The sequence below is a fragment of the Rhodococcus sp. HM1 genome (assembly GCF_023218075.1).
Taxonomy (GTDB): domain Bacteria; phylum Actinomycetota; class Actinomycetes; order Mycobacteriales; family Mycobacteriaceae; genus Rhodococcus.
Map to the genome: position 1 here is coordinate 103059 of NZ_JALPTB010000009.1, position 25445 is coordinate 128503.

General features: G+C 66.7%; 31 protein-coding genes. All 31 read left to right on the forward strand.

What is annotated here, in order from left to right; translation table 11 throughout:
• Nucleotides 1-2 precede the first annotated feature (2 nt).
• A complete protein-coding gene (locus tag M1M07_RS07615) occupies nucleotides 3-374 on the forward strand; it encodes a hypothetical protein (protein ID WP_248673752.1) in 372 nt (123 codons plus the stop codon).
• A complete protein-coding gene (locus tag M1M07_RS07620) occupies nucleotides 371-673 on the forward strand; it encodes a hypothetical protein (RefSeq protein ID WP_248673753.1) in 303 nt (100 codons plus the stop codon). Before M1M07_RS07615 ends, M1M07_RS07620 begins: the two co-directional genes overlap by 4 nt.
• 273 nt (nucleotides 674-946) lie before the next feature.
• A complete protein-coding gene (locus M1M07_RS07625; RefSeq protein ID WP_248673754.1) occupies nucleotides 947-2188 on the forward strand; it encodes an HNH endonuclease in 1242 nt (413 codons plus the stop codon).
• Nucleotides 2188-2793, forward strand: coding sequence for a hypothetical protein (locus tag M1M07_RS07630; protein WP_248673755.1), 606 nt, complete (start codon nucleotides 2188-2190; stop codon nucleotides 2791-2793). Before M1M07_RS07625 ends, M1M07_RS07630 begins: the two co-directional genes overlap by 1 nt.
• Nucleotides 2794-3104: 311 nt before the next feature.
• Complete coding sequence (locus tag M1M07_RS07635; protein ID WP_248673756.1) at nucleotides 3105-3302, forward strand: hypothetical protein; 198 nt, start codon at nucleotides 3105-3107, stop codon at nucleotides 3300-3302.
• Nucleotides 3303-3346: 44 nt separating this feature from the next.
• On the forward strand, nucleotides 3347-3622 hold the full coding sequence (locus M1M07_RS07640) for a hypothetical protein (protein WP_248673757.1): 276 nt from the start codon (nucleotides 3347-3349) through the stop codon (nucleotides 3620-3622).
• Nucleotides 3623-3810: 188 nt separating this feature from the next.
• Nucleotides 3811-4032, forward strand: coding sequence for a hypothetical protein (locus M1M07_RS07645; protein ID WP_248673758.1), 222 nt, complete (start codon nucleotides 3811-3813; stop codon nucleotides 4030-4032).
• Nucleotides 4029-4301, forward strand: coding sequence for a hypothetical protein (locus M1M07_RS07650; protein WP_248673759.1), 273 nt, complete (start codon nucleotides 4029-4031; stop codon nucleotides 4299-4301). Before M1M07_RS07645 ends, M1M07_RS07650 begins: the two co-directional genes overlap by 4 nt.
• Nucleotides 4302-4399: 98 nt before the next feature.
• Nucleotides 4400-4867, forward strand: coding sequence for a hypothetical protein (locus M1M07_RS07655; protein ID WP_248673760.1), 468 nt, complete (start codon nucleotides 4400-4402; stop codon nucleotides 4865-4867).
• The gene (locus tag M1M07_RS07660) at nucleotides 4864-5916 is read left to right on the forward strand and encodes a terminase (RefSeq protein WP_248673761.1); all 1053 of its coding nucleotides are present in this window, start codon (nucleotides 4864-4866) and stop codon (nucleotides 5914-5916) included. The genes M1M07_RS07655 and M1M07_RS07660 overlap by 4 nt, the downstream gene beginning before the upstream one ends.
• 1 nt (nucleotide 5917) lies before the next feature.
• Nucleotides 5918-6529, forward strand: coding sequence for a terminase (locus tag M1M07_RS07665; protein WP_248673762.1), 612 nt, complete (start codon nucleotides 5918-5920; stop codon nucleotides 6527-6529).
• A 9-nt stretch (nucleotides 6530-6538) separates the two neighbouring features.
• Nucleotides 6539-7951 (forward strand): phage portal protein, encoded by a 1413-nt coding sequence (locus tag M1M07_RS07670; RefSeq protein ID WP_248673763.1) that lies wholly within the window; start codon nucleotides 6539-6541, stop codon nucleotides 7949-7951.
• Entirely contained in the window at nucleotides 7929-9680 is a 1752-nt protein-coding gene (locus M1M07_RS07675; RefSeq protein ID WP_248673764.1) for an ADP-ribosyltransferase, read from the forward strand. The genes M1M07_RS07670 and M1M07_RS07675 overlap by 23 nt, the downstream gene beginning before the upstream one ends.
• Nucleotides 9677-9847 (forward strand): hypothetical protein, encoded by a 171-nt coding sequence (locus M1M07_RS07680; RefSeq protein ID WP_248673765.1) that lies wholly within the window; start codon nucleotides 9677-9679, stop codon nucleotides 9845-9847. Before M1M07_RS07675 ends, M1M07_RS07680 begins: the two co-directional genes overlap by 4 nt.
• A 116-nt stretch (nucleotides 9848-9963) precedes the next feature.
• Complete coding sequence (locus M1M07_RS07685; protein WP_248673766.1) at nucleotides 9964-10695, forward strand: hypothetical protein; 732 nt, start codon at nucleotides 9964-9966, stop codon at nucleotides 10693-10695.
• Nucleotides 10696-10706: 11 nt separating this feature from the next.
• Nucleotides 10707-11078, forward strand: coding sequence for a potassium transporter (locus M1M07_RS07690; RefSeq protein ID WP_248673767.1), 372 nt, complete (start codon nucleotides 10707-10709; stop codon nucleotides 11076-11078).
• A gap of 13 nt (nucleotides 11079-11091) precedes the next feature.
• The gene (locus M1M07_RS07695; RefSeq protein ID WP_248673768.1) at nucleotides 11092-12108 is read left to right on the forward strand and encodes a major capsid protein; all 1017 of its coding nucleotides are present in this window, start codon (nucleotides 11092-11094) and stop codon (nucleotides 12106-12108) included.
• Nucleotides 12108-12440 (forward strand): hypothetical protein, encoded by a 333-nt coding sequence (locus tag M1M07_RS07700; RefSeq protein ID WP_248673769.1) that lies wholly within the window; start codon nucleotides 12108-12110, stop codon nucleotides 12438-12440. The genes M1M07_RS07695 and M1M07_RS07700 overlap by 1 nt, the downstream gene beginning before the upstream one ends.
• Nucleotides 12406-12816 (forward strand): hypothetical protein, encoded by a 411-nt coding sequence (locus M1M07_RS07705; RefSeq protein WP_248673770.1) that lies wholly within the window; start codon nucleotides 12406-12408, stop codon nucleotides 12814-12816. The genes M1M07_RS07700 and M1M07_RS07705 overlap by 35 nt, the downstream gene beginning before the upstream one ends.
• Entirely contained in the window at nucleotides 12816-13193 is a 378-nt protein-coding gene (locus M1M07_RS07710) for a hypothetical protein (RefSeq protein WP_248673771.1), read from the forward strand. Before M1M07_RS07705 ends, M1M07_RS07710 begins: the two co-directional genes overlap by 1 nt.
• Before the next feature lie 5 nt (nucleotides 13194-13198).
• Complete coding sequence (locus M1M07_RS07715; protein ID WP_248673772.1) at nucleotides 13199-13483, forward strand: hypothetical protein; 285 nt, start codon at nucleotides 13199-13201, stop codon at nucleotides 13481-13483.
• Between the two features lies 1 nt (nucleotide 13484).
• Nucleotides 13485-13787, forward strand: coding sequence for an HK97 gp10 family phage protein (locus M1M07_RS07720; protein ID WP_248673773.1), 303 nt, complete (start codon nucleotides 13485-13487; stop codon nucleotides 13785-13787).
• A gap of 17 nt (nucleotides 13788-13804) precedes the next feature.
• On the forward strand, nucleotides 13805-14245 hold the full coding sequence (locus M1M07_RS07725; protein ID WP_248673774.1) for a hypothetical protein: 441 nt from the start codon (nucleotides 13805-13807) through the stop codon (nucleotides 14243-14245).
• A 112-nt stretch (nucleotides 14246-14357) separates the two neighbouring features.
• Nucleotides 14358-14924 carry a hypothetical protein gene (locus tag M1M07_RS07730; RefSeq protein ID WP_248673775.1) on the forward strand — a complete coding sequence of 189 codons (567 nt, stop codon included), beginning with the start codon at nucleotides 14358-14360 and terminating at the stop codon, nucleotides 14922-14924.
• Between the two features lie 16 nt (nucleotides 14925-14940).
• The gene (locus M1M07_RS07735; RefSeq protein WP_248673776.1) at nucleotides 14941-15468 is read left to right on the forward strand and encodes a hypothetical protein; all 528 of its coding nucleotides are present in this window, start codon (nucleotides 14941-14943) and stop codon (nucleotides 15466-15468) included.
• 32 nt (nucleotides 15469-15500) lie between these two features.
• Entirely contained in the window at nucleotides 15501-15833 is a 333-nt protein-coding gene (locus M1M07_RS07740) for a hypothetical protein (protein ID WP_248673777.1), read from the forward strand.
• A 520-nt stretch (nucleotides 15834-16353) separates the two neighbouring features.
• Nucleotides 16354-21612 carry a phage tail tape measure protein gene (locus M1M07_RS07745; protein WP_248673778.1) on the forward strand — a complete coding sequence of 1753 codons (5259 nt, stop codon included), beginning with the start codon at nucleotides 16354-16356 and terminating at the stop codon, nucleotides 21610-21612.
• A gap of 2 nt (nucleotides 21613-21614) precedes the next feature.
• Nucleotides 21615-22559, forward strand: coding sequence for a phage tail protein (locus tag M1M07_RS07750; RefSeq protein WP_248673779.1), 945 nt, complete (start codon nucleotides 21615-21617; stop codon nucleotides 22557-22559).
• Between the two features lie 556 nt (nucleotides 22560-23115).
• Nucleotides 23116-24249 (forward strand): hypothetical protein, encoded by a 1134-nt coding sequence (locus M1M07_RS07755; protein ID WP_248673780.1) that lies wholly within the window; start codon nucleotides 23116-23118, stop codon nucleotides 24247-24249.
• A 28-nt stretch (nucleotides 24250-24277) separates the two neighbouring features.
• Nucleotides 24278-24880: a DUF2744 domain-containing protein gene (locus M1M07_RS07760; protein WP_308200782.1), complete on the forward strand. Its 603-nt coding sequence runs from the start codon at nucleotides 24278-24280 to the stop codon at nucleotides 24878-24880.
• Nucleotides 24880-25445: C39 family peptidase (locus tag M1M07_RS07765; RefSeq protein WP_248673782.1), on the forward strand; the 566-nt coding region annotated here is incomplete at its 3' end. The genes M1M07_RS07760 and M1M07_RS07765, both read left to right, overlap by 1 nt.

The window sequence follows — 25445 nt, forward strand, 5'->3', positions numbered from 1 at the left end:
CGATGTACACGCTCGACCTCGGATACACGTCCCCGCCGATCACCCTGAACTCCCGGATGCACTGGGCGCCCGAAGCCCGCATCAAGAAGCAGATCCGCCGCACCGCGTGGGCACTCGCGAAGAACCAGAAGCTCCCCACCGGCTGCGCGCACGTCACCGTCGGCCTGCACTACCGCCCGGAGCGGAACCGCCGCATGGACGAGGACAACCTCACCCCGATCCTCAAAGCCGCATGCGACGGCCTCGTCGACGCCGGCCTCGTCGCCGACGACACGCCGGACCTGATGGCGAAGCTGATGCCCGTGATCCATCCCGCCGAGAAGGGCCGCCCCGGCTCGCTCTGGCTCACGGTCACGATCGGAGAGCCTCGGTGACCGACGTTCTCATCGCCTACGGAGTGCTCGCGCTGCTGCTGGCACTGTGCGGCGCCGGGGCGTGGCTCGGGCACAGCATCTTCCAAGAGGCTCGTCGCTACCGTGAACTCCGCTCCCGCGGCCGCCGCGTCCCGGTCACCGACCCGGAGACCGGCGAGATCGTGCTGATCCCGGTGCCGAAGCTGGTCCACGCGTTCGGTCCGCTGACTCTGACGCGGTGCCTGCGCTCCGGGCATCTGCTCCAGACCGATCGCGCCGATCTGATCACGTGCCCGGACTGCAAGCGCCGCCGCCGATGACCGAATCGATCACCGACAACGTCGCCGTCGCCGCGGCCATCGCAAGCGCCGAACGCCCTCATATCCCGCCGCCGCGTTACTGCCGCGTCTGCTCGGCCCCGGCCGCCGCAGGTTCGCGGTGGTGCGACGACTGCCGAGCCGGACGTTGATGCCGACCACCGCGCGCGCACCACCGCACCCGCGCACCACGAGCCGTTCGACCGCGACCAGGAAGAAGGACCCCGAACTGATGTCAACACTCCACGCCCCCGAGCCCAGCCCGGGGGCGTCCTGATGGCCTGGCTACGAATCGGCGACAACGCCCTCACCCACCCCAGACTCCTGCGCATCTACGAGAACCCCAACGCCACAACCTCACTGCTCCTCGAAACCTTCGGTTTCCTCGTCGCCTGCGCAACCCTCGCCGCCGCACACACCACCGACTACGTCGTGTCCTACGGCACAGCACGTCTCATCGCCAACGAGGAAACCGACCGGCTCCTCGACGTGTGTATGCGCGCCGGACTGATGGACGTCGACCAGATCGACGGCATCGACGTCTGGAAGATCGTCAACGACCCCGAGTTCATCCACATGCGCACCCGCGAGGAAATCGAGTGGGAGAGGCAGCGCAAGTCCGACAACAGCAACCCGGGCCTGATCATCCCGGTGCGGCTGCGCGACGGCGACGCCTGCCGCTACTGCGGGCAGGTCGTCAAGTTCGAGGCCGGTGCCCGGACCGGCCGCCACGTCGGTACCTACGACCACCGCGCACCCGGCAATGCCGGGACCGTCGACACCCTCGTCGTCGCCTGCACGCGCTGCAACAGCGGCCGTAAGAACGATCCCCTCGCCGACGAGCGCTACCCGCTGCTCCCGGCCCCGTCGAAGCCGTACTACAGCCCCCACACCCGCAAGTGGATCCGCGAGCACGAATGGGCCCGCGCCAACGGTTTCAGCATCACCGCCAGGCGCGGGAAGACCGTCCCGCCCGGTACGGTCCCCGAGGACCGTAAGACGATCGTCGAGCAGTACCAGCGATCCGGCACCCAGCCGGACACCGCTACAGACCCGCGACCCGCCACCCAGGCGGACAACGCGACCACCGCGACCCGGCCGCCGGCCGGACACCGCACGACCGAGCGACCCGCCGGCCAGGCGGACACCGCACCCACCGACACCACTGCGACCCCACAGCCCGTGGGGGAACGCGACACTCGGCGTCAGCGAACCGGCACCCCGCCGGAAACCGCGAGCACCACGCCGCCGCGACCCGCCGATAAGGCGGACCACGCCAACACGCAACACCACCCGTCACCAGCCGCGACACCCGCTCTGCAGGATTCAGTAGAACCCGCAGAAACCCTTCCTCCATCTTCTGGCCGTGCCGGGTCGGGACGGGTCGGGTCGGGCCGGGACGGGGACGCAGGTAACCCACCCTCTACCGAAACCTCTCCTGCCCGATCGAACCCCTTGCCACAGCCAGCCCCTCGTCGTCGGGGTCGCAGGGGGAGGAACCGAAAGACAGGTCACTGATGAACACCACCGCTGACCCTCAGCCCCTAGACCGCGCGCACACCACCGACCTCGCCCGCATGCTCGGCTCGATCCGCCGATGGATCGCCGTCGACCTCGACCGGGTCATCACCAAGCAGACCGCCCGGCCCGAGCACATCGGCGGCAAGGGCTCCGAGACGCCGCTGCCGTTGCACCTCGATGCTTCCGACGTCGCGTTCGATCTGCACGGTGTGCTCACCGCGTGGATCGAGGACGTGTGCCGTGCGACGTTGCACCCGCACCCGGGGTGGCTGCGGATCCGTGACGCCGCATCGTGGCTCGAGCGGCACGTGTTCGACCTCGCCCGGCTCCACAACGCACACCAGGCGTACGACGAGATCAACGACGCCTACCTCCGGGCCTACGCCGCGGTCGATCTGCCCGAGCGGCAGAAGCCGCCGGCCGATGAGCAGCGGACGCTCGACGACGCGCCGCTGACGAAGACCGAGCTGCGCCATGCGGTTCAGTGGCGCACCGGCCGGCCACTCAAGCGGCAGACCCTCAACTCGTGGATCGATCGAGGGAAGCTCACGCCCAACGAGCACGGATACTTCTGGCTCGTCGACGCACTCAAATTGCTCTGACCTGGACTGCGTCGCCCCCTGTGGTAGGCTGCAGCCGTTAGGCGAGGACTGGATCAGGAATCCGGTACCTCGCCTTCGGCGTATCTGCGCCCCAACGCTTCCCGGGTCAACTCCCCCAACGTTCGACGCACGCGTCGCTTCGGCGTCCGCGCGCGGTACGGGGACAAAGCATCTCCTCGACGGCACCTGGCTTAGCCCAGAGACAGCTGCCCGGGACCACACCTGCCGGCCACCGGCGAACCGGAGCGCCCATGCAACTGCGCCAGCCACCGCGACTGTTCGCCTGGCTCTTCCGCGTTCGGAGGTGACCCATGCCGAACATCTACGACCTGATCCTCGACACGCTCGCTCGCCTGCGTCACGAGCGCACGCACGCACGCCCGGGCCATCTGGACGACCAGGTCAGGATTCGGTTCCTCGAGGACAGCCTCAACGCGCTGCTCGACCAGCTCCCGCGACCGACACCCATCACGGTCGTCCATCGCGCCGACCTCGGCGCCCTGCGATGACGCGGGCCCCTATGCGCGTGTGCAGCGAACCCGGCTGTCCGAGCATGCAGCGCGAGTCGAGATGCCAGGCACACCGGCGGGAAGCAGAGCAGGCCCGCGGCACCACCTCCCAGCGCGGCTACGGCGCCGCGCACCAGCGGGCCCGCGAGGCATGGCGCCCGGTCGTCCAGGCCGGTCGGGTCCGGTGCGCCCGCTGCGGCCGGCCGATCCGGCCCGGCCAGCTCTGGGACCTCGGCCACGACGACCGCGACCGCCGCCGCTACACCGGCCCCGAGCACGTCGGCTGCAACCGGGCCACCGCTGGCCGCGCAGGCCTCTGACCTGCGGAAACGCAACTCGTTACCCAACGTAAGCAAGCCTCTGACCTGCGGTTATGTGACCCCAGGGGGGTGCCCCCCGAGGGGGTCACCTCCCTGACCGCGGGGGAGGGCTCTGTTTGGCGCGGAGGGTTCAAGACGTCCGGGTCGCGGCGCGCCGCCGCGCCCACCAGCCCGAAGGAGCACCGCCCGTGCAGCAGCCCACCGTCGGCCGCATCGTCCACTTCACCCCGCCGTTCCCCGCCCTGGGGAAGACGGACATCCCTCCCCAGGCCGCGATCGTGGTGAATGTCGCCCGTGACGACGTTGTCGATCTCCTTGTGTGGGGACCGAATCGAGATGAGCGGGTCCGGGCGGTGCGGTTCGATCCGGATGGTGCTCCGCGTTCGTGGAACTGGCCGGCGCGCGCATGAGCGCGTCGCGCACACCCGAACAGATCGCCGCGGACGACGCGCTGACCGAAGCGATCGAGAAGGTCCTCGAGGCGTACTACCCCGACGACAACGACGGGATCATGCTCGAATACGTCGTCCTCGTCCGCAGTCGCGACTGGAACGACGACGGAATCTCGATCACCGCGTCCTCGATGCTGACCCGAGACAACGACGTCCCTGTCGACCTTCTGCTCGGCATGACCGAGTACGCATCGGCCCGGCTCCGCAAGCAGATCGCCGAGGCCTGACGCTCCCCGAGCTCTGACACGCACCTACATCCGTCCGGACCGGCGCAATGCCGGCCCGGCTTCTCGACACGGCGCAACGCCGACGAAGGAGATGGACCATGGCAGGACATGGTGGCGCTCGGAACCGATCCGGACCGCGGGCAGCAATGTTCTCGGCACGCTCGGACCAGCGACAGCTCAAGGAAACCGTCCTCAGCGCAGCCGGATACACGGGGAAGATCCCGCAGTTCCCGCTGCCCGACGCGACCGCCCGCGAGACCGAGGTCTGGGAAGAGGCGTGGCGCACCCCGCAGGCGATCCAGTGGGCGCAGGAACCGTGGCGGTGGCGCACCATCGCGATGTGGACGCGGTGGTCGGTGAAGATGGAAGACCCGGAGGCGCCGGCCGCGATCGCAGCCGCGACGACCCGGCTCGCCGACCAGATCGGACTCACCCCGGCCGGACTCAAGGAGAACGGCTGGGCCATCGGCACCGTCGAGGTGACGAAGGCTGAGGCGAAGCAGATCGCCACCCCGAAGCCGGGGCAGGCTGAGGAGCCGACGAACGTCCGTCGGCTCCGTGCGTGACCACGCCCCGCGCCACCGATTCCTACCTCGTCAACTTCCCGACACTGACCGACCTGCAGGACCCATGGATCCAGGCGCACTGCTCGGTCCCGGACGGGTTCGACAAAGGCCGGCCGTTCGTCATGGCCGACTGGCAGTTCTGGTGCACCGCCAACCACTACCAGGTGCGGCGCACCGCGAAGTGGCAGCCGCGTAAACCGCTGCGCAGCCAGGCATTCGTGTATCGGCGCTCGCAGATCATCGGTCCCCAGAAGTCCGGGAAGGGTCCGTGGGCCGCGGCCATCACCTGCGTCGAGGCCGTCGGCCCGTCGCTGTTCGCCGGATGGGCAGAAGCCGGAGACGGATACGCGTGCGAGGACTACGGCTGCAGTTGTGGGTTCGAACACGAGTACATGCCCGGCGAACCGATGGGCATGCCGCACCCCACTCCGCTGATCCAGCTGACCGCGACGTCGGAGGAGCAGGTCGACAACGTCTACCGGCCACTGAAGTCGATGATCCTGAACGGGCCGCTGCAACAGCAGATGCTGATCCGCGAGGGATTCATCCGGCTGCCGGGCGACGACAACCGCATCGACCGCGTGACCGCCTCGGCGATGTCCCGACTCGGCAACCCGGTCTCGTTCGTGCTCAACGACGAGACCGGTCTCTACACGAAGTCGAACAAACTGATCGGCGTCGCGGAAACGCAGCGCCGCGGTTTGGCCGGTATGCAGGGCCGCGGCATCGAGACATCGAACATGTGGGATCCGTCCGAAAACTCCTATGCGCAAAGGACTCACGAATCGAACGCGGTTGACGTGTTCAAGTTTTTGCGGCGTCCACCGAAGGGGCTGTCGTGGGGTGATCGGCGTCATCGGCGCAAGATCCTCAAGTACGTCTACGACGGTTGTGACTGGGTAGATCTCGATGCGATCGAGGCCGAGGTGCTCGAACTGATGGAAACCGACCCCGCGCAGGCGAAGCGGTTCTACGGGAACTTCGAGGAGTCGGGCGCCGGCGCCTGGCTGCCGCCGGGACTGTGGGAGTCGGCCTATGCAGGCGCGTGAGATGAAATGGCGCAACAACCCAGCACGCGGAACCGTGATCACCGCCGGGTTCGACGGATCGGAAAACAACGACTGGACCGCGATCCGCTGCGAGACGAAGGACGGTCTGTCGTTCACCCCGCGGTACGGGCCGGACCGCAGGCCGACGATCTGGGTGCCGGAGCAATGGGGCGGGGAGATCCCGCGCAACGAGGTCAATATCGCGGTTGCGGAGATCTTCGATCGGTGGACGGTCAAGCGCATGTACTGCGACCCGCAGTACTGGAACACCGAGATCGGGGAGTGGTCCGTCGAGCACGGTGAGGAGATCGTCGTTGAGTGGGCCACGAACCGCGTGGTGCAGATGCACGCCGCACTCGAACGGTTCCGCATGGACCTGAAGAACAGTCGCATCACCCACGATGGATGCCCGATCACGATGCAGCACATGGCCAACGCGCACAAGGTCGCGGCGCGCGGTGACCGCTACCTGCTCGGCAAACCTGCCGGTGCCCACCACCGCAAGATCGATGCGTCGATGGCGACGGTCCTCGCGCACGAGGCCGCGGCGGATACGGCTACGTCGAAGGACGGGTGGGGGACTAGTGACACACGGATGTTCTGTTTTGGATAGGAGGACAGGGTGACTGCACCCGCACCAGTGCTGCGCACTCGGCTCTCCGACGACGAGCGCACGATGATCAGCCGGTTGAATTCCAAGCTCAGCAAGGCGGCCCCGAGGGACGGCCTCCACGAGGCGTACTTCGAGGGCGAACATCGGCTCAAGCAGATCGGCATCGCGGTTCCGCCGGAGCTGCAGATGTTCGAGCTGGTCGTCAACTGGAACCGCATGTACCTGCTCGAGATCGCGCGCCGGCAGAAGATCAAGTCGCTGATGATGCCGGGCGGCAAGAAGAAGCAGAACAAGGCGCTGCAGGAAGGCTACGAGGTCAACAACCTCTCCGCCGAGATCCCGTTGCTCAACATCGAAACGATGATCTACGGGCGTTGTTTCGGCACGGTCAGCAGCAACGCCGACGACCCGGATCATCCGAGGCTGGCGTTCGAGTCGCCGCAGCAGATGTCGTGTCAGGTCGACACCCGGCGTCGACGAATGGCCGCGGCGTTCCGCCAGTTCCGCACCGAGGACGGGCAGCGCGTCGGCACGCTGATGCTCCCGGACAAGACGATCCAGGTCGTGGCGGGTCGCCGCGGCTGGGAGATCGACACGGTCGGTGGTGACGACGACGTCGACGAGCACGGCCTCGGCCGGGTCCCGGTCGTGTTGTTCCTGAACCGCCGGCGGCTGGCGAAGTGGGACGGCGGGTCCGAGATGACGGATCTGATTCCGCTGGTCGACGCGGCTGCCCGCGCCCTGACGAATCTGCAGATCGCAGTGGAGACGCACTCGGTGCCTCAGAAGTGGGTGCTCGGTATGTCGAAGGGCGACTTCGTTGACAACAACGGGCGGCCGATCCCGGTGTGGCAGGCGTACTACACGGCGATCTGGGCGAACCAGGCGAAACCCGACGCAGTGAAGGTCGGTCAGTTCTCGCCGTCGGATCTGAAGAACTTCCACGACACCACGAACCACTATGCGGCGCTGGCGTCCTCGCTTACGGGTCTGCCGTTCCGGTTCTTCGGTCAGAACACGGCGAACCCCGCTGCCGAAGGCGCGATCCGCGCCGACGAGTCGCGGTTGATTTCCAACGCCGAGGACAAGAACGAAGCGCAGGGTGTCGGCATCGGCTGGATGATGGCGCTCTACGAGCGGTTCCGCACCGGCAAGTGGCCGGACGGCAACCGCGCGATCCGCGTCGAGTGGCGCAACCCCGCCACTCCGACGAAAGCGGAAGAGGCCGACTTCATCCAGAAGCTCAACGGCGGCACCCCGGTGCTCTCGCGTGAGGGCTCCTGGGACGAGATGGGTTGGGACGAGGCCCGCAAGGACCGCGAACGCGAGTACTTCGCGATCGAAGCCGAGGACCCGCTCCTCGAACGCCTGACCCGCCCGCTGACGACCGGCGCCGACGATGCTGCCGACCGCGTCAGCTGAGCACTACACCGGCCAGCGCGAGGTCATGATCTCGGTGCTCGGCTCGGTCCGTCAACTGTGGGGTACCCGACCGCCGAAGGACTTCGATGCGTGGTTCGACAAGAACCTCGATCGGCTCATGGCAGTGCTCGTTGCCGGGCAGCGCGCCGCGTCCGCCGACGCCGATGAGTACGTGGGCAACGTCCTCGACGAACTCGGCACCCCGGTGCCTCCCGAGGCGGAGCTGGTCACCGATCCGCTGATCGGTGTCGCCTCCGACGGCCGCGGTCTGGACTCGCTGATGTACGGGCCGGTGATCACCGCCAAGAGCGGTGTCGCGTCGGGCTGGCCGGTCGAGCTGGCGTGGGAAGCGGGCATGCAGTCGCTGCTGGTGCGTGCGCAGACCCAGATCGCCGATGCCTCGCGGGCCGCTGTCGGCCTGGGTATCGCGGCACGCCGCGATGTCGGCTACGTGCGGATGCTCAACCCGCCGTCGTGCTCGCGGTGCGCAGTGCTCGCCGGGAAGTGGTACGCGTCCAATCGTGGGTTCGCCCGGCACCCGGGCTGCGACTGCCGGCACATTCCCGCGCGGGAGAACAGCGCCGGCGATCTTCGCACCGACCCGAGCATGTACTTCGACAGCCTCACCGCCGAGCAGCAGGACAAGCTGTTCACGAAGGCCGGTGCTGCGGCAATCCGCGACGGCGCCGACATCACGCAGGTGGTCAACGCCCGCCGGGGCATGTCGACGGCGCAGCAGAACGTCGCCGGGTGGATCCCGAAGGGCCGCCTGTCGCGCACCGAGGTGTACGGGCAGCGGATCGCTACGACCACCGAGGGCATCACCCGCCGGGGCGTCGCGTACCGGTCGATGAGTCAGGCGGGGTACGCGCGCCGGCAGACGGATGTTCGCAACGGGCGCCGGTACTTCCAGGCGCGGGCACCGCGGTTGATGCCGGAGGGCATCTACGAGATCGCCGAGGACCGCGACGACGCGCTGCGGCTGCTGCGGCTGTACGGGTACCTGTCCGATCGACCGAACCGCGGGATCGGTGGTAAGCCGGTGCGCCCGCGCCAGGTGCCCGCGTCGCGCGCCCCGGAGACGGCTTCGGGTGGTGGAGGAGGCAAGCCTCCGGTCCCTCCGCGGATGGGGCATGATTCACCGATGCCTGACGATGAGGATCCGCTGGACGGTATCCCCTTCCCGCACGAGTACACCCTCTACCAGGACGACGCGCTCCTCACCGCGGCTGAACGCCAAGTGATCGCCGACTACACACTCAGCGGCTATCGGGACATCAACGAGGCGTTGCGTGGCCGGCGTGAGATGACCCCGGAGATCGCGGAACAGATCAGGACGCTCCGGTCGGCAATCTCCAAATACCCTCTAGACAAGACCTGGAGAACCAGCCGCGAGACCGAAGCGGAGGATCTCGGACTGACGAGTGCCACGATTTCGGACGACATCGTCGGTGAGTTCTTGTCGGAGGCCGGGTTCCTCTCGACGAGTGGATTGAAGAACCCGCCCAAGATCGTGGATCGCAAGGATCCCGTGGTCCTGGACATCCTCGTTCCCGAAGGCACTCCGGCGCTGCTGCTCACCGAGAAGCTCACTCGCGCCAGCGCCAGCGAGCGGGAGGTGCTGCTGCTCGACGGTCGCGAGCTGTACATCTTCGGAGTAAAGTTCGATTCGGATCTTGGACTGTGGCGTATTGCAGTCCGAGTGGAGAACGAGGGAGGTGAGTCGTGAGTGCACTGACGCAGGACCGGCTGCAGCTGAAGCGGGTGAAGAAGACCCCGAGGCAGATGACTCTCGCCCGCCGCAAGACCGAGCAGCTTCTCGGCCGGAAGATTCCCGTTCCCGCCGCTGAACGCAAGGCGTACATCGACGCAGGTCAGAAGCCTCCGATCAGCTAGACAAGTTCATCACAGATAAGGCCCCGTGAGCGATCCGCTCCCGGGGCCTTTGTCATGCCGGATACTCCCGGCCCGCAACGGGCAGGGACCAACCTCTCGCAAGGAGAGCCCCCATCATGAAGACCACCCGTGTTCCCCTGCTGCTGATCGTCGGCTCCGGCCTCGGCTTCGACCCGTTCGCGCGCGCACCGCGTGTGAGCCGACTGCATCCGCTCCGCGACGGTGACGGGCATCCGAACGGCACCGGTACCGGCAACCCGGACGGCGACGATCCGGACGGCGAGGACCCGGACGGTGACGGCGGCAACCCCGACGGCGACGACCCGGACGGTGATGGCGACAACCCAGACGGCGCCGACCAACTCGGCGACAAAGGCAAGCGCGCCATCGGCAGGATGAAGGCGCGACTGGCAGCCGAGAAACAGAAGCGCATCGCTGCGGAGAACCGAGCTGCCGAACTCGAGGCCGGCAACGACGACGCCGCCGCGCAGCAGCGGCAGATCGAGGCCGAGGCACTGGCCAAGGCGAACGATCGCATCGTGCGTGCCGAGGTGCGCGCAGCCGCGGCCGGCAAGCTCGCCGACCCCGCCGACGCGCACCGGTTCCTCGACCTGAGCCAGTTCGAGGTCGGTGACGACGGCGAGGTCGACCAGGACGAGATCGCCGAGGCGATCGATGAGCTGCTCAACGAAAAGCCGTACCTGGCCGCGCAACGCGGCGACAAGGGCGGCGAGAAGAAGAAGGCACCGAAACCGGATCGCCGCCAGGGCGGCGGCCAGCAAATGGCGTCGGGCTCGGTCGATTCCGGACGCGCCCTGTTCCGGGCACGTAACCCGAAGAAGAACTGAGAGGCACCACCATGGATCTGAAGATCACCACCGAGAGCTTCGGCCAGGACGACCAGTCCTGGCTCGCCTCCGCGCACGGCACCGACACCGCACGCTCGATCAACCTCGACGTCTCGACCTTCACGGCCGGCACCCACTACCCGGAGGGTGCCCTCAAGTCCGGCCTGCCGCTGAAGAAGCTGCCGTCCGGCCAGTACGGGCTGTGGGTCAACGGCGACACCGAGCCGATCGAGGGCCACCTGTTCACCGCGGTCCGGGTCCGCTCCGGCGCCACCACCGTTGCCGGGGCACTGCTGTGGCACGGCGCGGTCATCGCGGCGAAGCTGCCGACCTCCGTCAACGCCGCGGGCCAGGCTGCCGCTCTCGGCATCCGCTACTTCTGAGAGGACCTGACCAATGGCACTTGTGCTCAACAGTGACTACATCACCCCCGCCGAGATCACCGGCTACGTGCGGGAAGCCCTCGCGGACCAGCCGATCAACGACCTGTCGCTGATCGACGATCTGCTCCCCGACACCCTCGTCGACGACGTCGACTTCCGGGCGAACATCACCCAGCATGGTCTGCGCCGCGCCGCGAAGTTTCGGTCGTGGGACGTCGAGGCCCCGCAGTCGAAGCGTAAGGGCGTCGCCCGCATCTCGGGTGAGCTGCCCCCGATCTCGGAGAAGCGTCGCCTCGGCGAGTACGACCGTCTGAGGCTGCGCCGCGCCAACCAGGCGATCGTCGACGCGATCCTCAACGACGCCGTCGAACTCGCGGACGCACTGCGCACCCGCCTGATCATCGCCAAGGCGCAGGCCCTGGTCACCGGCAAGGTATCCCTCGCCGACGATGGCTTGGAGATCGAGGCGGACTTCCAGCGCAAGGCCGGCCACACCATCACCGCCGCGACCGTGTGGTCCGGCGCGGCCGACCCGATCTCGGACCAGCAAACGTGGTTCGACACGTTCCGGAACAGCAACTCCGGCAACCCCGCCCGGGCGGTCACCTCGCAGCGTGTGATGTCCACGCTCATGCGCAACGCGGCGATCCGCGCGTACTGCCTGCCCCCGGGCTCGACGCAGGGCATCGTCACCGTCGACCAGGTCAACGCTCTGTTCACCTCCTTCGGGCACCCCGCGTTCGAGATCTTCGACGCGCAGGTCGAGGACAGCGACGGCGATCCGATGCGCCTGATCCCGGACGACTCGATCCTCTACGTCGGTGCGTCGGCGAAGATCGGCGAAACCCTGTGGGGCACCACTGCAGAGGCGATCGAACCCGACTACGGCATCGATGCCTCCGAGGCGCCGGGCATCGTGGTCGGCTCGTACATCGACAACGATCCGGTCGCGCGGTGGACGAAGGCCTCCGGTATCGGCCTGCCGATCCTCGGCAACGCCAACGCCACGATGGTCGCGAAGGTTCTGTGATGGCGCGCCTGGCGACGTGCGTGCACGTCTACGACGAGCACGGCACACCGCACGTCTTCGGGACGGACGACGATGTTCCGAAGTGGGCGGCCGACCGGATCACGAACCCGGCTGCGTGGGACGAGGAACCCGAGCGTGAGCCCGAACCGGCCTACCCGGAGGGCGAACCGTCCGACGGGTGGAAGGTGCCTCAGCTCGTCGCGTATGCCCGAGACGAGGGCATCGACCTGGGCGATGCGAAGAAGAAGGACGACATCCTCGCCCTGATCCTGCACTCGCTCGGTACCGGAGACAACGATGACGACGCCGTCGGCGCTGCTGCAGACCAGTGACGTCGAGGGGCTGCTCGGCGAGACGCTGACCGACACCGAAACCGCGCAGGTGGATTCGCTCATCGACTTCGCACAGGAGAAGTTGCGCTCGCCGAAGGTGCGCGCAGTAATCGGCGACGTCGATGAGCGGATCGCCGCCGGGGAGCTAGCGCCCGGGTTCGTGAAGGGTGTGTTGGTCACGGTCGTGTGTCGGGCGTTCGACGCGCTGCGGGTCGGGCTGCGCGTCCGGTCCGAGCAGTTCCCGGAACTGCAGACGGTCTACGCCGATCCGAACCTGGAGCTGGTGTACTTCACCGACGCCGAACTCGCATCGCTGGAACCGGAAGCGAGTTCGGATGTGTTCGGATCCGGCGCGTTCACGATCCGGATCGGCTGATGGCCAAGCTGCTTCCGGAGAAGTGGATTCTGCTCGTCGACAACCCGCCGATCCACGATCCGTCGACCGGTAACCGGATTCCGGCGCCGCCGACACCCGTCGAGTGGACCGGGCTGGCTCAACAGCGGCAGCTCTCGGCCGCGTCGGTCGACGCCGGCAACACCGAGTTCGAGGCCGGCCACGTGGTGTCGTCGTTCGTGCTGCTGCTCGATCCAGGGATTCCGGTGATGCCGCGCGTGCGGTCGAAGTTTAAGGACGCCGAGGGCGTCGTCTACGAGGTCGAAGGCAAACCGCGAGCGCGGCGCAGGATCCGCGGGTCCCGCGCCCTCCGCTACATCGCTGTCAACGTGCGGTGCGTATCCGACATGAAGGAGTGAAACCGATGGCAGAGAAGGAACCCGAGTCGAGCGTGGTGACGTTCACCGACGGGGACGGTTGCGTGCGTTACGCCGACCGCCACTCGAAGGCGTACCTCAAGCACCTCGCGCGCGAGAAGGCGAAGGCGGACGGTGCTACCGCGCCGACCGGATACACCCAGCCGCCCGCAGGACTCGATCCGGCAGCGGGCCCCGTCCTCGCCTACCGCGACTCCGACGAGGCCGCACTCGCCGACGACACGGCAGGCAAGACCTCGCGGACCTCGCGCAGGACCGAACCGAAGTCCTGACATGGCCGCCCGCGTCACCGTTTACTCCGGCCGGGCCCGCTCACGCGCGTTCCGGATCTCGCGCGTCGGCCGGATCGATATCGCCAAGCAGGCAGCCCAGGAAGCACGCGCGAGCGCACCGGTGGTTACCGGTGACTACCGCGACGGGATCGCGGTCGTCGTCGACGACAACCGCGTCTACCTCGTCGACGACGACCCCGACGCGGTGTTCAAGGAGTACGGCACCTCCGACACCCCGGCCCACGCCGCACTGACCGACGCAGCACGCAAGCACGGGAAGTACCGCGGCTGGAGGCCACACTGAGAAGGAGGTAAGACGAGATGGCGAACCCGATGCCGTTCGCACCGGGCGCGATCCGCAAGTTCCTGATCGACGACCCGCAGATCACCTCGCTGGTGCCGGCCGAGAACATCACCACCCGGGATCTTCCCGAGGTGATCGCCGGGCCGTTCATCACCCTGCGTGCCCCCGGCAATGTCGGTGTCGACCCGATGCTGCGCAGGCCCATGGTGCAGGTGGACGTGTGGTGTCCGAAGATCGAGATCCTCGGCGGCACCACCGATCCGGAAGAACGAGCCTGGGACATCGCGGCCCTGGCCGGGGAGCTGCTCGGCCGCGCCCGCATGCAGCAGTTCCGTAACGCCACCTGGAAGGCCCAATGGACCGACGGGCCGATCACCTTCGTGGACGTCAAACGCGGCCCCGACTTCCCGCTGTACCGGGCCACCGTCCGCGTGGAGTTGAAGATGACGGTCCGCTGACGCCGCTGGCCGGCGTCCCTCACACGTTCCACCCGCAGGTGCGCGCCGGGCACGCCTGCGGGTGGAACTCCCTATTCGCTCACCCCGTGAGCACACCTCGAGAGGCACATCCGTGAGCAACATCGCAAACCCCGACAAGGCGTTCGTCTGGCTCGACGGCGACGGATTCCGCGCCGTCAAGGGCACCGGTTTTCCCGCCGATCCGCTGGCCGACGCCCCCGTCACCGGCACATCCCCTGGCGTGACGTGGGACGGCTTCGGCGGCATCGAAGCCGGGTTCGACATCACACCGCAGCAGGACGTGAAGGTCCACAAGGTGTGGAACCGCCGGCACGCGCCGTACAAGGTCACCAAGGGCCCCATCGAAGAGCGCCTGAAGTTCCGCGCGACGGACTACAGCAAGGCCACCGTTCTGACCGCCCTGACCGGCGGCAGCATCGTCGAAACCCAGACCGGTTCCGGCATCTGGAAGTGGGAGCCTGGCACCGACGAGGACTTCGCGATCTTCTTCCGCGTGGTCGACGACACCGGTGAGGCGTTCTTCCACTCCGACGCGGTCACCCTCGTCACCCCGCCCCCGCGCACGTTCGGCGGCGAGAACCTCGACGGCTTCGAGTTCGAACTGATGGGCCTGTCGCCTATCTACCGCTACACGTCCTTCAACCCGCTCGCCCCCTGACAGGAGCATCTGCAGCATGCCCGGCACAGCAACACCCCGCAACACCCGCACCCGCGCCAAGGCCAAGGCCGCGGCGGTCCCCGCCAAGACTGTGGAGACCGCCGCGCCCGCGGCCCCCGAACCCGACGACGTCGACCGGTTCGACATCCTCGAGGCGCTCGCGATCACCGGCGGCGAACCGCAGCCGATCACACTGCTCGGTGTCGAAGCCGACGTGCGCCGCACCTTCACCGGCGAGGAGGCCGCGGTCTTCCACGGGCACCTCGCCGCGAACCGGCTGCGTGAGGCGATCGACGTCATCACCGACGGTAGCGGCCAGGCGATCTGGGATGCGGTCGCGCATCTCCCCGCCGACATCGTCGCGAAGCTCATCAACAAGGTGATCGCACTCTCGGGACTGTCCGAGGGGGAATTGCGTCCGCTCTCGCCTCCCTCGTCCGCGAGGATGGCTGGCGCGGTGCGCTCACAGGCCTACGCCGATGGCATGGCCTCGATCTCCGAACAGCGCTCCGCGAACTCGACTGGCGAGACTGCGGCCGGCTGATCATCGGTGCCGCCGAACTCGACGCGCAAGCGATGCGGGACAGTGAAAACCTGGCGATGCTCGTCGACCGCGAGAACTACTGGCTCAACTCCGAGTACAGCTCGTGGGTCACCGACCCCGACGATCCTGCTGTGAAGGCTGAGCGTGCGCGTCGCAAGAAGCAAGGGATCCGGCCTGCACCCGTACCGATTCTGCCGCCGGTCGCGCTGCGCCCACCGGACCTCGCCGAGCTCCGGAACTCGCAGTACGAAGAAGCGATCGCCGAGCATGCGGCGGCGGGGCCGGTGCACGTTGGTGGGGACATCAAAGCTGGGTCGGTGCGTGAACTGCTGCAGATCCTCGACGCCCGCGACGCCGCACGATAGCGAGGCGGTCTGCGATGATGCGGGGCATGCGCAAGTACGTCCCCATCATCGCCTCGGCCGCACTTATCCTCGCTGGCTGCGGGTCGTCTGAGCCGACCGCGGCTGAGAAGCGCGCCGCAGACTGCGAGGCATTCGCAGCGGAGACTCCGGGAGTAATCGAGCACTCGTGGGCATTCGAGGTTGGCTCAGATCCGAACCGCAGTCAGGAAGATTTCACCGACGCAGTAAAAGCTCTGGCACGCGAACAGTCAGGTGCTGGACGTGAGCATCCGTACAACTGCGATTGGCCGGCCGACCGAAAGCTCTTCGAGTACTACCGGCAACTCCGGGCGGAATAACACCCACCACAACTGAATATCGACTGGCCGATTGCCCCCCGAAGGAATTTCCTTCGGGGGCTTCGTCATATCAAGTCCGGTCCGCTACAGCACATTCCGCGCGGTCTCGTTGGAAACACGATTGAGAACTTCCTGAGGCGAGCACCGCAAATGGACTGCGCCTCGCCTGTTTGAGAGATGGGGTGATTCAGATTCCGGGCGGAATAATTGATATCGAGGTCGCCCCCGACCTGCGGAACTTCCCCGCACAGCTCGAATCCGGCGCACGAAATGCACTCGGTATTGCCGGGAAGATCGGCGGCATGCTCGGCGTGGCCATCGGTGTCGGCGCCGCCGGGCAGGCCGTGTTCGACCTCGGCAACAAATTCACCACCGAACTGGGCACCCTGCAGGCAGTTTCCGGCGCCACAGCCGAACAGCTGGAGAAGGTCAAGAGCGCCGCGATGGGCCTGGGCAACGACAATTCCCTGGCCGACACCTCCGCAGTAGACGCGGCAGCCGCGATGACCGAGCTCGCCAAGGGCGGCTTCTCCGTCGAACAGTCGATGGACGCCGCGCGTGGCACCCTGCAGCTCGCTGCTGCGGCGCAGATCGACGCGGCATCCGCGGCGACGATCCAGTCGCAGGCGCTGCAGGCGTTCGGTCTCGATGCCGACTACGCAGCGAAGGCTGCGGACGTTCTCGCCAACGGTGCGAACGCATCATCAGCGGAGATCACCGACGTAGCGATGGGTCTGCAGCAGGCAGGCGCGGTCGCGAACCAGTTCGGCGTGTCCCTCGAAGACACCGTCGCTGGACTCGGCCTTCTCGCGAACGCGGGTATCCAAGGATCGGACGCGGGCACGCTGCTCAAGTCCGCGATGCTCGCGCTGACCGACCAGGGTAAACCCGCCCAGGCCGCGATCGCTGACCTCGGCCTGACGATCTACGACGCACAGGGCCAGTTCGTCGGCTTCCGTGAACTGTTCGGTCAGCTCGAAGAAGCGTCGAAGTCGATGACGCCGGAGATGTACCAGGCCGCGACCGCGACGCTGTTCGGATCCGACGCGATGCGCCTCGCTGGTGTCGCCGCCGAGCAAGGCGTCACGGGCTGGGACCAGATGCGTTCGGCGATCGAACGCCAGGGAGCCGCGGCGGAGGTCGCCGCAGCCAAGACCCAAGGACTGCCCGGCGCGATCTCGAGCGTGCAGAACGCAGCCGAAGGCCTCGCCCTCGAGGTGTACGACCTCGTCGACGGACCGCTCGAAAAACTCGCGACCGGGGCCGGCAAGTTCATCACGGAAAACACACCCGGACTGATCTCCGGCCTGTCCGGAGTGGCAGACGTCGCGGTCTCGGTCGGATCGAGTCTCGCCCCTGTAGCCGACATCGTCGGTGACCTGGTCGGCGCCTTCCTGGACCTGCCCGCACCGATTCAGGCGACGGTGGCCGGGTTCGCCGCGCTCAAGGGTTTCGGTCTCGACGAGAAGGTCGGCGGCTGGGTCGAAGGCGCCTCGGGCTACCTCGATGAGTTTCTCGGGCAGATGGACGAAGTCCGCGCTGCCATGGCCGAGAACATGCTCGAACAGCAGAACCCGGAGATCGACGCATCAACTCACGAGGGTCAGCTCGAACAGATCAACCAGCTGCTCGAGCAGAACGAAGAGCAGATCTCCGATGTGGCTGCGGCGTGGGCAACCATGGAGGCTCGGTCCCCGGCGGTCGCTCGGATGGGTGAGGCGTACCGGAACACCACCCGACGCGCTGAACTCTTCGCTCGCCAGCAGAGTTACATCGCGCACCTCACCGGTGGTGTCACTGGTTCGCTGCGCAACGCTGCAGGCGCCGCAGTGGCATTCGGTGGCCAGGTCGGTGGCGTTGCAGCCGCCGGCCTGTCGGGCCTGAAGTCAGCCGCGGGCGGAGTGATCTCGGCGTTCGGCGGACCGTGGATGGTTGGCCTGGCTGCAGCAGGTATGGCGGTCTCGGCCATCGTCTCCGAGATCCAGAAGGCCAGCCAGCAGCACGACCTTCTCGAGAAGTCCGCAGAAGGAGCCGCGGTCGCCGAGCGACAGCTCACCCGGGCCCTGATGGAATCGGCCGGCGAGATGGACGACTCGGCAATGGGCATCGCGGCTGAGAACATCGGACGGATCCGCTCGGAGACCGAACAGCTCGCAGGTACCGCACCGGGCTGGTTCTCGAAGGTGGCATCCGGTCTTCAGATCGGAGCTGATGCCGTCTTCGGTACAGGCCGCGCCTTCGCGGATGCTCGGCTCGAACAGGACCGGGTCGCGGCGTCGTCGGAAGCAACGAAGGCCGCACTCGATTCGCTGAAGATGTCGAACGAGGAGATGGCTGGCGCCATCTACGGATCGTCCGGCGCGTGGGCTCGTTTCGAGCAGCGACTCGTGGACGCCGGTGACGGTGGGAAGGCTGCGCTCGATGAGTTCCGCGGACTGCGTGAGGAATACGAACGCACGCAGGCAGTCTTGCGGGAAACAGATGATGACACCCTGCAGTTCGCGGCCGCGGTCGATACCCTCGCGGACTCGTCGTCCTCGGCGGACGATCGAGTGTCGGCGCTCAAGTCGGCGATCCAGGCACTGCTCGGTGTCCCCGCTGATGCGCAGCAGTCCCTCGCCGACTTCGAGCAGGAAATCGCGGATGTAGCCGAGTCTGCGACGGAAGCCGCTGCCGAGACGGGCGGTCTCGGTGATGCTCTGCTCAAGGACGGGAAGCTCGATGTCAGCCAGCAGAACGCACGGAATCTGCTCGACACCCTCAACAATATGGGTGATCAGTTCCTGCGGGCCGCCGACGCTGGGAACGACACGAACGCGATGTATGAGCGGGCGATGCCGGTACTCGAGGGCCTGGCCCGGCAGTACGACCTGCCGATCGAAAAGATCCAGGAGTTCGCAGCACAGGCGGGGCTCGTTCCGGCTGTGGCATCCACACTGCTCGAGGTTCGCGGCGCCGACCAAACCCGAGTGGCGATCGCCTCTGCATTACTCGCCCTGCAGAACTACGACGGCGAAGGTCCCGCAACCGCGGAACTGTTCGTCGACGATGAGCAGGCACGACAGGCACTCGAGGATGCGGGCCTCAAGGTCGAACTTCTCGACGAGACGACCGGGAAGATCCGCATCACTGCGGACAACGAGCTCGCGCTCACCGGACTGGCGAACGTCAACGAGCTTCTCGACTCGCTCGATCTGAAGGACGTCGGTCCGGACGTGCACCTCAACGATGTTGCGTTCCAAGTGACCAACGAGGACGTCCTCGCAAAGCTCCGTGAGCTGGATCTGTCAGAGGTCGACCCGTCAGTTGGCGCGATCATCGAGGATTTCCTCGCCGGTCGAGACGTGACCCTCGCAGAACTCGATGCGATCGACACCTCGAAGGCAACACCCAGCGTCCTGCTCCTGATCCAGGAAGCGATCAACAACGCGCGGATCGTGTCCGAGGAGATCGACAAGGCGGCACGCGATCGTCAGGTGCGGATCACCTTCGACAACCAGTGGGACCCGACGCGACGTACTCAGTACTTCGGAGACTCTGGAACGCAGGGGCCGATCCCGATCCAGACGCGTGCGGACGGTGGACAGATCACCGGCGGCATACCTGGCGTGGACTCGGTGCCGATCCTGGCAATGCCAGGCGAGCACGTGCTCGACGTGTCCGACGTCAACGCGCTCGGCGGTCAGGCTGGTGTGTACCGGTTCCGGGCCGCGCTCAAGGCCGGCCAGGTCGGCCAGTTCGAAGTCGGCGGTGCGGTCGAAGACGACGTCGCCGTGCGTCGGGCTGCGCAGTTCCTGTCCGCTGAGGACGGCAAGCCGTACCAGTACGCCGGGGTCGGCACCCCGTCGTGGGACTGCTCGGCGTACGCGTCCGCCGCGTACGCGGTGCTCACCGGGCGGGATCCGTACGCGCGGTGGTTCACCACCGAATCCGATTTCAATGGACTCGGATTCGAGTCGGGGATGGGCGGCCCGGGTGACCTGAGCATCGGTGTGTACCGGGGTGGGGGCGGCGAGTACTCGCACATGGCCTTCACCCTCGCCGGTGTTCCGGGCGAGTCGTCATCCGCCGGTGTGTTCTTCGGCCGAAACACCCAAGGTGCCAGCGATCCGGACCTGCCACTCAAGTGGCATCTTCCAGCCGCGGCGTTCTCCCCGCCTGGTCGCTCCAGCCAGGGGTACAGCGGCGGCAGCCGACGGGCCCGCAACACCGAGACATGGGACACCGAGGACGAACTCAAACTGGACTCGGCCCGCATCTCGGTGGTCCAAGCGGAGGAGGACCGCGACAAGGCGCTCAACGATCCGAAGAAGTCGCAGGCAGACAAGGACCAGGCGATCAACAAGGTCGCGCAGGCTGAGGAGAAGGTCCGCAAGCTCGAGGAGCAGAAAGCCGCCGCCGAACAGGGTGGCATGGCGATCCCGCCGGCACCGGAGCTCACCACCTCCTACACCGACGACGAGCTGCGTCTGCGTGATCTCGAGCGGGGGGTGGACGAGGCGACGTGGGACCGCGACGAGGTCTATGCCGATCCGGAGGCAGCGCCGTGGGAGCGCGACGAGGCAGACGACAAACTGCAGCGGGCCATCAACTCCCTCGCCGACGAGCAGCGCGAGCAGCGACTCGCGTTCGCACCGGAGGCACCGGAGCTCACGACCCGGATGAGCGACGACGAGATGCGCATCGCCGATCTCGAGGATGCTGTCGAGGAAGCCAAGCTCGACCGCAACGCCGTGTATGCCGATCCACGCTCGACCGACAAGGACCGGGCTCGTGCGGACCGGGAACTGCAGAAGGCACTCAACGCGCTCGACGAAGGCAAGGCCGGCGGCGAAGGCCTGACCGGTTCGTCGATTGCCGAGCTGTTCGGCAACGCCGCGAAGGCGGCGGTGCAGGGGCAGGTCGAGGACGCACTGGGTGTCATCGGGTTGACCAACGGTGGGTCCGGTGCGATCGGCACCGCGATCGGTCTCGGTGTCGAAGCTGTCACGAAGCAGGCGAAGAAGGGGCCGATGACGGCGCCGACGTTCTCGCCCGACGATCTGGCGAAGCAGGGACCTGTGGTCCCCGGGTCCGACGACTGGATGCGCAAGCTCACCGAATCGCTGAAGATCCCCGCGGTCCTGCGTGACGTCGGTGGTCCACTGCCGCACGGTATGGCCGGCCTGAACCTCTCGGGTGAAACCGAGTGGGTGCAGACCGCGGCCGATCGACGGCGGTTCGACCGGGACATGGAAGAGCTGGCGGTGCTGCGCTCCGAGCGCGGCGGATCCGGTGCCGGTGCCGGGCAGTTGACGGAGATCGCCGGCCAGCTCCGGCAGTTGGTGGAGCGTCCACCGATTCAGCACACCTCGCAGTACATCGGCTACGAGCAGTCCGAGGCGCATCGCCGCGAACGCGACCGGGTCGATCAGTACTCGCGTACGTATCTCAGGAGGTGACTGTGGCGCTACGGCGCAGCGAAACCCTCGTCGAGATCGAGGGAGTCAACGGTGACATGGTCACCATCTCAGGGCCGGGCCAAGGCAGGGAAGGGTTCGAGCTGCTCGAAGGTGGGCTGCAGGACGTCTACGACATTCCGTTCACGACGATCTACACCCAGCACGCCTTCGAGCAGGGCGCCACGTACAACGGCATGCGCATCGAGCGCCGAACCCCACTGATCAAGGTCCTCGGCAGTGCGACCGAACGCCAGTCGTGGAAGGTCGTCGACGAGCGATGGGCCGAACTGTGGTCCCCCCTGGCCGACACGAAACTGTGGGTGGAGGACGAGGACTCTCGTCGTCACCTGCTGATCCGGCAGCTCGAGCACATGCGTGTCGACATGCAGTGGGATCCGAACGGCGAGCAGAAAGCCGAGATCGAAACCCCTGGGGTATCCGGCAATCCGTGGTGGTGGGAACCGTCGGTGTTCGATGTGTGGACGTCGACGACCGACACCACCGGTGTCGACGAGTACGGCGACCCGAAGATCGAGTACGGGACGGTGACGGTGTCCAACCCGACGCCGTATCCGATCTGGCTGCGGTGGCGCCTGCAGGACGGTCCCGCTCCCGGTGTGAAGTGGACGCTGCCCGACTTTTCGTGGGGCAACAAGGCATTCGGGCGTGCTGTGCAGGACGCGGATCGCGTCCTGCACATGCCCGAGCTGATCGCCAACGAGCACGTCGACATCGACACCGACGACCTGGCCAAGCGGCCGCAGGTCGTCTCGACGCTGGACACGCAGATCTATCTGCGCATGGAAGGCAAGACGTTCAAGTATCCGCTACCCCCGAGGCTCGACCCGGTCGAGGTTCCCGTCGCAGTATCGGGCGCCCCGGCCGGCGTCGGTGTTCGGGTCGAATGTCCGCGGCCCTGGCCGCGGCCGTGGGGGCAACGCCGATGACAACTGTCGAGACAATCGACTTCGACACAGCATTCGAGGACCTCGTCGCCAGACTCAAGGACGAGGAAGAGGCCCGGCTCATTCCGCCGCTGGTCCGCTTGTGGGACGGCGACTGGAACCTGCGCGGCGTCGTCAAGCACGAGACGTCGATGCGGGTGCAATGGCTCAACAACGAGACCGGCACTGCCACATTGGAAATGCCGCTGGACTACTACCTGTCCGAGTGGCTCGCCGACGTCGACGAACGCCCGACCACAGGCGTGCACCTGACCGTGGACAAGGACGGTGCACGCTGGTCCGGGTTCATGGACGAGCTGCAGATCCACAAGGACGAGCAGGGACGCCGTTATGTCCGTGTGATCTTCAAGCACGACTACGAGCACCTCAAGCACATCCTGGTGTTCAGCAACCCCTTTGCCTGGCCCCCCGCCTCGCGGGGCGGGGGGCCAGGCAAAGAGCCTGATTCTTACCACCAGAAATTCAGTTCCCACGCCTGTGGGTTCTGTTCTCCCATCACGTTCGGTGGGCACTCAAAACCACGCTGCTCGTCAATCTCATGCGGCTCGAGTCGAGCCTGTGGACGCTGCCCGACGATCCGATGGACCCGGCGCAGTGGTTCAACTTCAACCAGTCGACGTGGGGCATGGTCGTCAAGCCGGACCTCACACCCGATCACAGTGTCGGCGGCATCGTCCACGCTCGCTTCAAGAACGTGCACGAGACCGGCCGCCGGATCGTCGAGGACGCTCAGCTCACGTGGGAGCCGCGCCGCTACCTCGAGGGCGATGAGGCACCGTGGCCCGGCGCTGACATCAAGCACGGCTGCTTGGTGTGGGACCTCGTCGACAACTCGGCCTTCACCACTGGAACATCGTTCGGCGGCAACGAGTTCGACGGGCTAGTTCGCCAGTTCGTCAACATCGGATCGGACGGCAAGACCGAAACCGTCGAGAGCGTCGCCGATCCGAACATTCCCGAGCTGTACACCACACCCGGTGCCCGCGGCACCGACCCGTCGATGCCCGGGGTGATCTGGCGTGACGGTGAACACTCCGGCATCCAGACATCGATGTTCTCCTACCGGCCGGCGCAGGACGTCGGCGTGGTCGGGGGCGGGCACTCGGCCCCGGGCGTGAATGAGACCATCTCCGCCGGAATCATCTCCCTGGTCGGGTTTTTGGGATCGATGATCGGGCAATCGCAGATAGGCCCGGCTGTCGATGCTGTGCTCAAACCGATCTACACCGACACGATCCTGGCGTTCGGAAAGTGGAAGAGTCCCGCTCGCGCACAACGACTCGGCTGGTCACACCTGCATGAACGCTTCGCAGAGGGCAGCGACCGCGGGTACACGCTGTCCTGGCTACTCGCGATGCGCTCGGCGATGTGGGCAACGCGCGAGACGACGTCGTGCACCGTAACTGTCACTGACAATGCACCGTGGAAAATTGGGCAAAACGGACACGGTCATTGTTTCCTGGGCAGCAGGGTCGGGTTCACCGTGCTCGGAATGAAGCCGGGCCGGATCTTCGTCGAGCAGATTTCCGAACTGGTCCTCGAGTGGGGCCGCAACATGGCGCCGTTGTGGCAGTTGAAGATCGGCCAGCGTGAACCACAGGACCCGATCGTGAAAGCCCTTGCGTTGCTGCAGGACTTCTTCGGCATGCTCCAGGACCTCGGCGTCCTGTAGCTCATTCATTACAACAGAGGAGACACCGGTGCGGCTACCGGAGCAAGCCACCTGCGACCAGAACGACCCGAGGACAGCGCACCAATGGTTGTTCGTTGACCTGCCTTTCGGTGAGAACCAACCTCACACCCCGGACCTTCGCCTGCTTCCGTCGTGGTCGCAACGCGTCGACGATGCCGGCTACCGGCACGTCGATCAGATCCGGGCACTGGCCGACGAGAACGGCATGATTCACGTCGACCAACTGCCCCAGCAACGCAAGCGGCACCGGCCGCCGTATCGCGGGCAGCAGCACGCGATGAACGCCAGCCACTGGGTCGACATGGACGACGAGAACCCCGAGCCGTTCGCCATCCCCGACCCTGCCTTGTATACCCCGCACGAGCAGGCGGCAATCGTCGAGCGCATGTACTACACCGGCGTCCTCAAACGGGCAGAGCCGGAGGTGGACAAGGCATCGGTCGGGAAAGCGCGCCCGATCTTCAACCCGGCGGATCACACACCGAACGCGGTGAACACGTACCTCGAGTACTGCGCGAACGACGCCGAGCGGCGACGGGTGATCGCGGCGGAGATGAACGGCAAGAAGCGCGGCCAGATCCTGCGCAACCCGAAGTGGAAGGGCATGTGATGGAGAAGGTACTTCCGTACGACCGCGCGATCGTCCGGCAGGAGACCGGCTACTGGTGCGGTCCGGCGTCGACGCAGATCGTCCTCGACAGCCTCGGCATCCACGTCCCAGAACCGCAGCTCGCCCGCGAGATCGGCACGCACACCGGCGGCACCGACCACATCGGTCTGGTCACCCCGATCCTCAACAAGCACAGCGACGCCGGCTACTTCGACGTGCAGATGCCGGCCGATCCGCCGACCTCGGCGCAGAAGGACCGGCTGTGGGCCGACATCACCGCGTCCATCAACGGCGGCCGCGGCGTCGTCGCGAACATCGTCGCCCCACCACCGAACTACCCGAAGGCCGTGGCACCGTCGACGATCAGCCCCGCCTACAGCGGCGGCGACGTGTACCACTACGTCGCCGTAATGGGCTACGCCGACACAGACATCCGCCGCGTGTGGATCGCCGACTCCGGATTCGCCCCGTACGGCTACTGGTGCTCGTTCGACCAGCTCACCTCGTTGATCCCACCGAAGGGCTACGCCGCCGCCCCCGGGCCGGCCACCCCGGCCCCGGTCGC